This window comes from Novipirellula sp., from assembly GCF_041583735.1.
In the GTDB taxonomy this organism is placed as follows: Bacteria; Planctomycetota; Planctomycetia; order Pirellulales; family Pirellulaceae; genus Novipirellula.
In genome coordinates this window covers 22652-33254 of the sequence record NZ_JBFHFD010000019.1, presented here as the reverse complement: position 1 = coordinate 33254, position 10603 = coordinate 22652, and the positions used below count along the sequence as shown (strand labels likewise).

At 55.2% G+C, this 10603-nt stretch carries 4 protein-coding genes; 2 read left to right on the top strand and 2 right to left on the bottom strand.

The features are described 5' to 3' along the window. Positions 1–1374: sulfatase (locus ABX962_RS03120; protein WP_372716524.1), on the top strand; the 1374-nt coding region annotated here is incomplete at its 5' end. A 250-nt stretch (positions 1375–1624) separates the two neighbouring features. Here ABX962_RS03120 and ABX962_RS03115 read toward each other — a convergent pair. Together ABX962_RS03115 and ABX962_RS03110 are read right to left on the bottom strand one after the other, a co-directional pair. Then, on the bottom strand, positions 1625–5845 hold the full coding sequence (locus ABX962_RS03115) for a protein kinase (protein WP_372716522.1): 4221 nt from the start codon (positions 5843–5845) through the stop codon (positions 1625–1627). Positions 5846–5893: 48 nt separating this feature from the next. Next, a complete protein-coding gene (locus ABX962_RS03110; RefSeq protein WP_372716520.1) occupies positions 5894–8497 on the bottom strand; it encodes a di-heme-cytochrome C peroxidase in 2604 nt (867 codons plus the stop codon). 636 nt (positions 8498–9133) lie between these two features. On the opposite strand from ABX962_RS03110, the gene ABX962_RS03105 reads away from it, so the two are divergent. After that, the gene (locus tag ABX962_RS03105; protein ID WP_372716518.1) at positions 9134–10504 is read left to right on the top strand and encodes a Gfo/Idh/MocA family protein; all 1371 of its coding nucleotides are present in this window, start codon (positions 9134–9136) and stop codon (positions 10502–10504) included. Positions 10505–10603: the final 99 nt, after the last annotated feature.

Genomic DNA, 10603 nt, shown 5'->3' with positions numbered 1-10603 from the left:
TGCTTCACAAACGCAAGTTGTCCGAGTCCGGGTTGCAACCCATCACGTACGGCGATCATGACCGGTTTGGCCCCCTACACATCGGGTGTTTATTCGAACTATCAGGACTGGCGTGAAGCGATTCCAAATCGCCGAACGATCGGAGCCTATTTTCGACAGCACGGTTACTTCAGTAGCGGCGCGGGAAAGATCTTCCACTACCACATGGTGGATCCGCAATGCTGGGACGAGTATTGGCCATCGCAGCAGCAGAACATGCCCGACGAAGCGTTTCCCGATTTTTCCGAATCCACGCTCGCGACAGCGGAGAACCCAACGCCAAAGACGATGAACATGCCGGCGTTCCATCAGATGTATGGGATGTTCGACTGGTCAGCTCTGGATGTTCCAGATGAACAGATGGGCGACTTCAAAAGTGTCGACTATGTGTTGCGACAGCTCAACGAACCACGAGACAAACCGCTCTTTCTGGCCTGCGGGATCTATCGACCGCACTTGCCGTGGTACGTGCCTCGCAAGTACTTTGACATGTTCCCGCTTGACGACGTCGTCCTGCCCAAGCGAATGGAGAACGACCTTGACGATGTGGGGTCACGAGCAAAGGACATCGCGTTTCGAGGCGGCGGCTACCACCAGCATGTCATCGAAGCGGGACAGTGGAAACGCGCCGTGCAGGGGTATCTGGCGTCGATTGCGTTTGCCGATGCGATGTTTGGGCGTTTGCTTGATGGGCTGGACGCCAGCGGCCAACGTGAAAATACAGTCGTCGTGTTGTGGTCCGACCACGGCTGGCAACTTGGCGAGAAACAGCATTGGCGTAAGTTCGCGCTTTGGGACAACGTGGTGCGTTCGGTTTTGATGATCCATGTTCCCAAGGGTGCACACGGACTGCGAGACGGTTCGGCGGATGGTCAATGGTGCCATCGCCCCGTTTCGTTGCAAGATATCTATCCAACGCTTGTCGATGTCTGTGGGCTGCCGGTAAACAACGAAATCGATGGTCACAGTCTGGCGCCGCTTCTCAAGAAACCCGATGCAAAATGGGATCACGTCGCGCTGACCACCTACGACTTTGGCGAGTTCTCTGTACGCAGCCAACGCTATCGGTACACACGATACATCGACGGCAGTGAAGAACTGTATGACCATCAATCCGATGCCGAGGAGTGGCACAATTTGGCGCAGGATCCGAAGTTCGATTCGATCAAGAACGAACTGGCCGCGAAAATCCCGGCGTCACCTGCGCCGCTCGTAAAAACATCCGAGAAACTGCAGCCACACCACATCCCTCCCTTCCGCTCTCGAGCGGAGTACGACGAATGGCTACAGCACGGCAAAGACAACCAATACTTGCTGAATAAGTACTGGCAATAGCCAAGCCGAACGGCCAATTTGCGTTCCGTAGCTACGCTCGCCAGAGCGTGGACCGCCAGAGCGTGGATCGCCACTGGGCAGTCACGCGTCACCACCTTCTGGCGAAGGTAGTTACGAAACATGCATTAGCCGATTCTGCAAATTCACCGTAGCGGAAGTCGTCAAGACTTTCGTACCGCGACGGAGGACCCCGAAACTCTTGATGAGTTCCGCTACGAAATCATTTATTGCGTGGCGTGAAGGGATCAAACTAATCAAGCACGGGGATCGCAAAGTCGGCGGGTTCGATTTGGCCTCGCAATGTCTCGATCGTCTTTCTAACGTCTTTGATTGAATACGACGTCGATGGTGAATCGCCGATCGATTTCAGATCGGATTTATTCATCCAACGCTCCACGCAAACCCAAGTGGCAAGCTCGTCCGCCACGGCTTGATGATCACGTGCGATCGTCACCGACTTCAAAAAGCAATTGGCAGTTTGATCGGGATCCTTTTGTGATTCCGCCAAATGTGCTTGCTGACGCCACAATTCCGGCAACGCGAAGCGGTCCTCGAAGGTATTGGCGGCCTCCAATCCACGGCGGATCGCCTCTTCCACTGCTGCAAAATCACCGGATTGGCGTTTGGCAGACGCCAAGTAGCTCATGTACAGTGGGACGGCCAATCGGGCACCAGTCATCTGGTAGCGTGGGATCGCTTGATCGAGCGTGTCGTTGGCCGATTGCGTGTCGCCGATGCAGAGCAATCCGCCCGCACGGTACAACATCGCGGTGGTTTCCCAGAAAAAGAACGCTTGTTGCTGCGAAACTTCGATCTGGCGATCGGCCATCCTCACTGCTTCGTCGCCGCGTCCCATCGACACCGACAACCACGAGTGATGATGCAGTGCAAATGCGACGCTAAAGGGATGATCCAAGGTTTCCGCCATCTGCAACGCTTGTTGCATCGACTTCATTGCCGAATTCGGCAGCCCAAGATGCCATTGGTTCAGCCCCCTGTAACACAGATGTGCAACGCCTGCGTGTTGGCCGGTACGGCGAAGATGGAACATCGCTTTGTCGGCATCAAACCACTGCACTCCCTTTTCAGTGGACTGAAGCGACGAGGCAAATTCGGCATGATAGTATCGTCCGATCGCATCCAAGAACAACGCCTCGACGCGAGCGCCGTTGTCGTTGATCTTTTCCCCCATCTCGATCATCGATTGGCCGATTTCGATACAAGGTATCACGTAATCGCTGACGATTCGCCAAGATCCTTTGGCCCACAATGCGTGCAACTGAGCCATCGGGTCGCCCAATTTTTGGCAAAGCACGGTGCGTCGGTCGTAGATCGATTCCAAATCCGGCGATGCATATCCCATCGTCGACAAGATCGCGATCCCCAGCGAGATGTTGATTTTCAACTCCAATGCGTCTCGCAAACTGGATTCCGGCAAACGTTCGATTAGCGTCAGCCCTGCTTTTAGATGTTCGATGGCTTCGACGAAGGCCCCGCTCGCGACGGCCGACGCACCGGCGACTTCCCACCACTGTGCGGCTTCTTGGTCCATCCCTGCTCGGGTGAAGTGGGACGCCAACACCTCGGGTCGCTGATCCATCGTTTCGGGAAATCGGCGGAGCAGGACGTCAGCGATGCGGTGATGAAACTCTTGTCGTTGACGACGCAACATCGATTCGTACGCCGCGTCCTGAATCAATGCGTGCTTGAATTGAAAGGTGCAATCCGGCAGCGTCCCTCGTCGATAAAGTATCTCGGCTTCGGTCAAGATCGCGAGTTCTCGTTTCAGCGCGACGTCGTCCATATTCGCGGCGGCGCGAATCATTTCGTAAGAGAATTCGCGTCCAATCGTCGCGGCCAACCGTACAAATCCCTGATCGCCACCCGCCCGATCCAATCTCGCCGTCAACAAATCCTGTAGCGACGAAGGGATCTCATCGCTGCTGCGTGCGGTCAACAGTGACGAGCCATGCATGTCGGTATGAGATTCATAGGTTTCGATGTCGGATTCGGCCAACATTTTGGCGTACTCTTCGACAAACAAAGGGATGCCATCGGTTCGTTCGATGATGCGAGCGATGGTTCCTTTGGCGATATGCCCGTCGCCCAGCCGCGATTGAATGATCTGAGCGGCTTGCGCGCGAGTCAATCGGTTTAGTGCGATCTGACTTTGATGCGCTCGACTGGTCCACGGCGTCGTAAACTCGGGCCGAAACGTTTGCAGACACAAACAAGGCACATCCATCGGCTGATCCGCGATCCGAGACAAAATTTCGAGTGTCGACGGATCAATCCAATGTAAATCCTCGACGATGAACAACAGAGGTTGTTGCTGGGCCAGACCAATGACCCAATTCAAGATCACGTTCACCGTCAATTCTTTCTTTTTCGACGATGCCATCTTGGGTGGTCCCAATGTTGGGTCCGCTGGCAGCGACAGCAATTCCAACAGGATTGGCAGCGAATCGGGTCGTGACATCCCGATCGATTGCAAGTGCTGGTCGACTCGCAGCCGACGTTCGTCGCCCGTCGATTCGGGATCGAGATCCAACCACCGGATCAACGATTCCTTGACTGGCTGAAAGACGCTGGCGGTATGGTAGGGCGAACAGTTCCATTCCAGAATCGGAGGTCGTTTGTTGGACGGTTTGTTTTTAGCCGCAAATTGCTGCGTTACGTGTTCCTTTATGATCTGAATCAGACGCGATTTTCCTAAACCCGCTTCACCGATCAGCACGACCAGCTGCCCGACACCTTCGGACGTCAATTCCCAGCGATCAAGCAACATGCTGACTTCTTGATCGCGTCCGACTAGCGGCGTTCTTTCTGTTTCGTCAGCGATTTGATCCGATGTGGCGGCGGCACGGCGGCCACGCACTCGATATAGCGACGTAGGCTGATCGTTCCGCAGCCCGCAGGTAGCCGAGAGCCTCTCGGTGTCGAAATGATGTCCAACCAATCGCAAGGTATCTTCGCTCAGCACGACCTCGTTGGGTTCGGTTTCGCGATCAATTTTGGAGACCAATGAAAAGACGTCGCCCACCAAGTTTTGGGCATCGCCGCCCATGACGACAATCATGCCACTATGGATGGAAAACCACACGTCCAACTGCATCTCGGTACGACGACGATCGTTTGTCAGGCGACTTTGAAATTGCTCATTCAAGTCCACCGCCATGTCGGTCGCTCGCCGCGGCGCGTCTTCATAGCTGAGCGGGTAGCCAAAGCAGACCGAAAACTCTTGGCCTGCGCTGTACAGCAGACTGCCCCCGTAGGTCCTTGCTTTTTCGTTTACCGCGATTTGTAGTTCATTGAGCGTTTCGATCTGATCGTCGGGGTCACCACCGGCGGGATCTTGGGATTTTGCAACCGCGCTGATTCGCAGCACCGTGACGTGCCGCCGCCCTGAAACGGTGGAACCGGATCCCTGTGATCCTGAGGTCGATTTTTCGCCGTCGGCCGATTGGCTCGACAGGCTGTCGGTGACGGAATAGGTGCTTTCGTTGGTCGGATCCACGCCTGAGGCGGCATCCCGTTCGGCGTGATCTAGCGGCCGAGTCGGGGTGGAATTGTTGCCTTCGTTCTCGGAGTAGAATTCATCCGACGAATCTGCCTTGATCGAGGATGACAAACATTGGTTCAATCGATCGGCTAGATCTTGACCGGTCGAATAGCGTTTCGAAATTGACCGCGACATTGCACGCAAACAAATACGCTGCAGGGCTTCAGGAACGTCCGGTGCTAACTGCCTAAGTGGCTGCGGATCGTCCTGCAAAATTTGCCGTCGGATTTCGTTCTTGTTCGAACTGCGAAACGGAACCCGTCCGGTCAACAATTGGTACAACAGCACCCCGAGGGCATAAATATCGGTGCGTCCATCGATGCGATGCGCCTGGCCCTCGACCTGTTCGGGCGCCATGTACTGAACCGTGCCCATGATGTCGCCGATCTGGCTGCCGTCGTTGTCTTCGGCAATTGCCAATCCGAAATCCACCAACACCGGACCACGATCTTTGGTCATGATCACGTTGCCTGGTTTGACGTCGCGGTGGACAACCATCTGCGTATGTGCGTGCCCTAATGCCAATGCCAAATCGGCGATCAATTTGGCGGCCGACGTGTGACTGATCTTGTGCGAATTGAGGTATTCGTAGAGCGTCGGTCCCTCTAAGAATTCTGTGACGATATAGACTTTGCCGTTTTGCACGCCAACGTCAAACACCGACACGATCCCAGGATGCTGCAGCTTGGCAAGGCTGAGTGCTTCGTCAAGGTATTTTTGCGTCCTATCGGCACTTCCCTTGTCCACACGAGGCTTCGGGACTTTGATCGCGATCCTGCGTTCCAGGGTCGGATCGTAGCCTTCGTACACCCATCCGAAAGTCCCTTCGCCGATCACCCGAATCGTGCGATACCGGTCCCCAAACGTCATTGCCGTTTTGTGGGTCGTGTTGTGTTCGGTAGGCTCCATCGCAAGTTCTTTAAATCTTCGTTCGCAGAAACGGGCAGTTAGCGATTGCTAATCCTCGACCGATGTTTCTGGTTCGCTCGCTTTCCGTCCTGATTTGATAAACGACTCGGGGACCGGGCCGGCCGGGCCCATCGATTTCATATATTCCAGTATCTGCATGCGTTCTTCGTGCGATAATCGCGGTCCGATCACGCCGTTGCCCAGCGGTAAGGCGTCAAAGGCGTGGCCGGTGTTCAAGTTACCCTCGACTCGCGTGTCGAACAGGAACGCTCCGGGAACCTGTTCGTTTTTGTACCCCAAATGAACCGCATCGTATTGCCGCGTTCCTACGTAAAAGGTTTGATCACGCTGGTCAGGCGGGCAAAGCAATTGATAAATCGTGCGCACCGAACCGTTATGTAAATAGGGAGGCGACGCCCAAATGCCGTTCAGCGGGCGGGGGCGATATTCGAGGGGGGTTCTGGCCCCCGGGTTTCGGTACCCATCATAACGCTCGCGGGTGTCAGCGGACCACCCCTGTCGGTCATAGTGTCGCTGGGCAATCGCAACGGTCACCCGCTGGAGCGCTTCGCCCACCGACAGCACGGTAGCGGGATATTCGGTCGTGTTGGCCCCTTCGACCGGCGAGTACCAATCCTTGTTTTCCCATTGCTGGTTCTTGTAAAGGCCTTTGGTGACCGACGGCAGCACCGATTTTCCGGTGTTAACGTAACGAGAAAAGAAATTCGTTGCCTGTCCTGGGTCGGTGCCCACCTTGCCAATATTGACCCCCTGCAGATTCAGGAAACGCGCCGGTTTGCTTGGTGGTTTCCATTGCCATGACATCGAATACGCAGCATTGGACACCCAATTTGCGTCCTCCCAAATCTCGTCGGTGTCTAGCGCGGGCAAATGACATGATTGGCAGAGGTCGCGATACAGTGCGGCCCCGGCGGCCGCTTTGGTATGGTTGATCGCTCCCATCACCCCCTCGGGCCAACGAGGTGATTGCAAACCTTGTAGCGGCGCGTCGCCAGCCAACAGCGTTTCGATTTTGTGCAGCCCATCGATATCGACCGTCGAATCGAGAAAACGCTCCGATCGTGGATCTAAATTCACTCGCGCCCGCACGCCGATCGCTTCACCAATGTTGCGGACCATCGGTTGTTCGACCGAACCGTTGTATTGGGCCCAGTCGAACCAAGGCGAATCCCAGAGCGGAGGGAAGCGGACCGGCGCACTGCCGATCTGCAAATTGTCATTGTCCAATTGAGTACCGAACACGAAGTTTGCAATCTTCGCCAACGCATCGGTACGGCCGTAGCCACCGTCGTAGCCATCGTAGATCTCGCGTGACGCATTGGCTTCTTTTTCAGCGAGTCCTTGTTGTAAAACTCGATTGACGCTTTCTTTCAACTCAGCGCGCTCGTCCGTCGTATGGTCCTCGCCCAACACACGATCGGCAAACCGATTGAAGCGAAGCGGATTTTTGATCGTCAACAGAAACGCAGCCCCCACCGCGTTTTGAAACTGTTCTAGATCGATCAGCCCCGCGGCCCCGTCGATTCGCAAATGATGATCCGCATAATGAATTTCACCGGTGTGACACGCTGCACAGGTCAGCCCGACCACTCGCTGTTTGGATCCATCGTCAGGCATCGTGACGTCGCTAACGGCGAATCCAACCGGTAAATCCGACGCGTTATTTTTTTCGCTATGAACGTGTTTTAGAAAGCCGAATCGCGTCAAATAGTCTAGATCGGATATCAGCCCGACGCGTCCCACGAACTTGATCGTCGGCTGTTCTAGTGCCATGAACCAATCCGCGTTCATCAGCACAGTCCCTTGAGACGCATGATAAAACTTGTCGCGTTTTTCCGCCGACCAATTCTGGTTCAAGTAGGTTACGGGCGCGTCGATGGTTGGTGGCGGCGACAGGATCCGAAAACAGAATGGTTTTAGCACGGTGAATAACATGGCGGCGATCGCGACCGTGATGATGCCGCCGACGACCGGTGCGGTCCCAATTAACCTAGGTTGCTTGGCCGCATCGGCGGGCGTGTCGGCAGGATTGTCGCCCTGATTTTGCTTGGCCTGCAGCCTGCGTTTGATCGCGTCGCCTTGGATCACATGCTCGATCGTCAATCCGATCAACAGCATCATGCCGCCTAGCTGAGCTTGGTCGTGACGCACCAAATACAGCCACGCAATTCCTCCGAGGGTTTCCAGTACGGTGATCACCGTCGCTTGCCGAGACGCGACAAAATTCAGCCAACTGGTTTGCGATAACAACCCGAGTTCAATGCTATGTTCGATTTGCTCGCCGACAAACAGCACCAAGAAGGCGGCGGTCCAACCAAAATAGTGCTGGGCAAAAACGAACGCGACCCAAACAGTAATTTCGCTCAGGCAGATCAATAGCAACCCAATCAGCTTCTGCCACCACGTTTTGTGATCCGCTGCGATGCCTACGCTGCCGCCAAAGTTTTCTTTGACCCAATACAGAACCGCAACCCGCTCGACCAGAAATCCCGCCCACAAAACGAGCGTCGCCATCACGTAAGAGGACTGATCAAACAGCAGCAACCAATAGTACAACGCGAAAAATTCGCCAGCCGTCGCGATGACAAAGGGAAGGCGAGCTTTCAAGGTCTGCCGAATCGTATCGAACATGTTGTCACTCTCTGATTTTAGCTGTTGCTATGCGGTGCCCCCCCATTTAATAAACCCGAGTGTAGTTGCCCGCGGGTCGTCCATGATTTGCGACGGCGGTGATCCGCGAAAAATATGTCGAAACCAATGCTGAAAATCCAGACTAACCGGCAACCGTCGCTGCATGTCTGTACATGGCGGGGGCGTTCGATGGGTGTCATCCCAGCGGCCAGGCGATCGAGAGCGGCCCCTTAGATTGTGCCCGCGGCACGTCGACTAATGCCATCGAGATTGGCGAGCGGTGCGATACTCTGGGTAGCGGTGCGGCGCGGGGCCTGCCCGGTTGCGTCGGGTAAAACGGTCGACATTTACGGGGCAAGGCCCAGCGCCGCTGCGAAAGCCACCCCGGATAGTGTCAAAAGTCGCTGGCATTGCGATATCACACGGCGATGGTGAAGTCGACTTATTTTTGTGACCGATCCTGCCCATAAAAGCGGCTCTGTGTGGGATTGCCGAACAAAACCAGTTATTATGGGTGCTCGACGTACCGATACGTCTTGAAGTCGTCGCAGGCACCGTGGTTCCCAACCCTACGGTCCTCTGCTTGTTCCTTCCCATCCGTCCATCCACGCTATCTCACCCATAGGAATTCACTTGATGTCCACTCCTCTGACCCCTAATCGCCGTCGTTTTCTGCAAGGTGTCGCCGCGGCAGGGACCGCTACAGCGCTGTTTCCATCGCCCCGCAACGTGTTTGCCAACGAGTCGCCAAACAGCCGTCCGGTTTTTGCCACCATCGGGTTACGCAACCAAGGCTGGGCGATCACCAGCAAGTCGTTCAAGTTTGCGGATTTCGCCGCTCTGGCGGATGTCGATTCCAATGTATTGGGAGCGAATGTCGAGAAGGTCCAGAAGAATCAAGGCAAGAAGCCCGATTCGTACAAGGACTATCGCAAGATCTTGGATCGGAAGGACATCGATGCGGTGATGATCGCCACTCCGGATCATTGGCACACCAAGATCTCGGTCGAAGCGATGTACGCGGGCAAGGACGTCTACTGTGAAAAACCGTTGACGCTGACGATCGCCGAAGGCAAGTTGATCGAAAAGGTCGTCAAAGAAACCGGCCGCGTTTTCCAAGTCGGCACGATGCAGCGATCCGAATCGAACCAGCGTTTCTTGCAAGCGGTCGCCTTGATCAAACATGGCCGTATCGGAACCGTGAAAAAGGTGACTTGTGGGATCAACGGAATGGAAGCATCGCCGGTGATTCCGGTTGCTCCGGTTCCGAGCGAACTGGATTGGGATTTGTGGCTCGGCCCCGCACCAAAGGTCGAGTACCGAGCGCTTCCGGAAATGCGTAAGGGCTACGGCGGCGGCGTACCGCTATACAGCAATTGTCACTATGCGTTCCGAAACTGGCACGAATATGCCGGCGGTAAATTGACCGATTGGGGTGCCCACCACGTCGATATCGCATGCTGGGCACTCGGAGCCAGCGATACTGGGCCGAGCAAGATTTCGCCGCTCGAGTTCACGTTGCCGGTCGAGCACAAGGACGGCTATCCCGTCGTCAACGACCAATACAACGCGGCCACGAAGTTCAAGCTCCGCGTTGACATGCCTAACGATGTCGAGATGATTATCACCAGCGAAGGTGACAACGGCATCCTATTCGAAGGCACCGAAGGACGCTTCTTTGTTAACCGCGGCAAGATTGTCGGCAAGCCTGTTGAGGACTTGAAAGACAATCCACTTCCCGACGGAGCGATCGAAGAGGTTTACGGCGGAAAGGTCAGCGCGAACCACACCGCCAACTTTATCGAAGCGATGGAATCACGCAAACAGCCGATTTCGGATGTCTGGTCGCACAACCGAATGCTGGAAATCTGCCATTTGTCGAACATCGCAATGCGGCTTGGGCGAGATTTGAACTGGGATCCGAACAAGCGAGAAATCGTCGGCGACCCCCAAGCCAATTCGTTCCTGGCCCGCGAAAATCGCAAGGGCTACGAAATCAACATGTAGTCCGTACGAACAGTTATATTGACGTTCGCGAAACGCGAGCCATCCGCGGCAGCAGTGCAAACCGCTGTCCAGGACGGCTCGCGTTTTTTCTGCTTCACA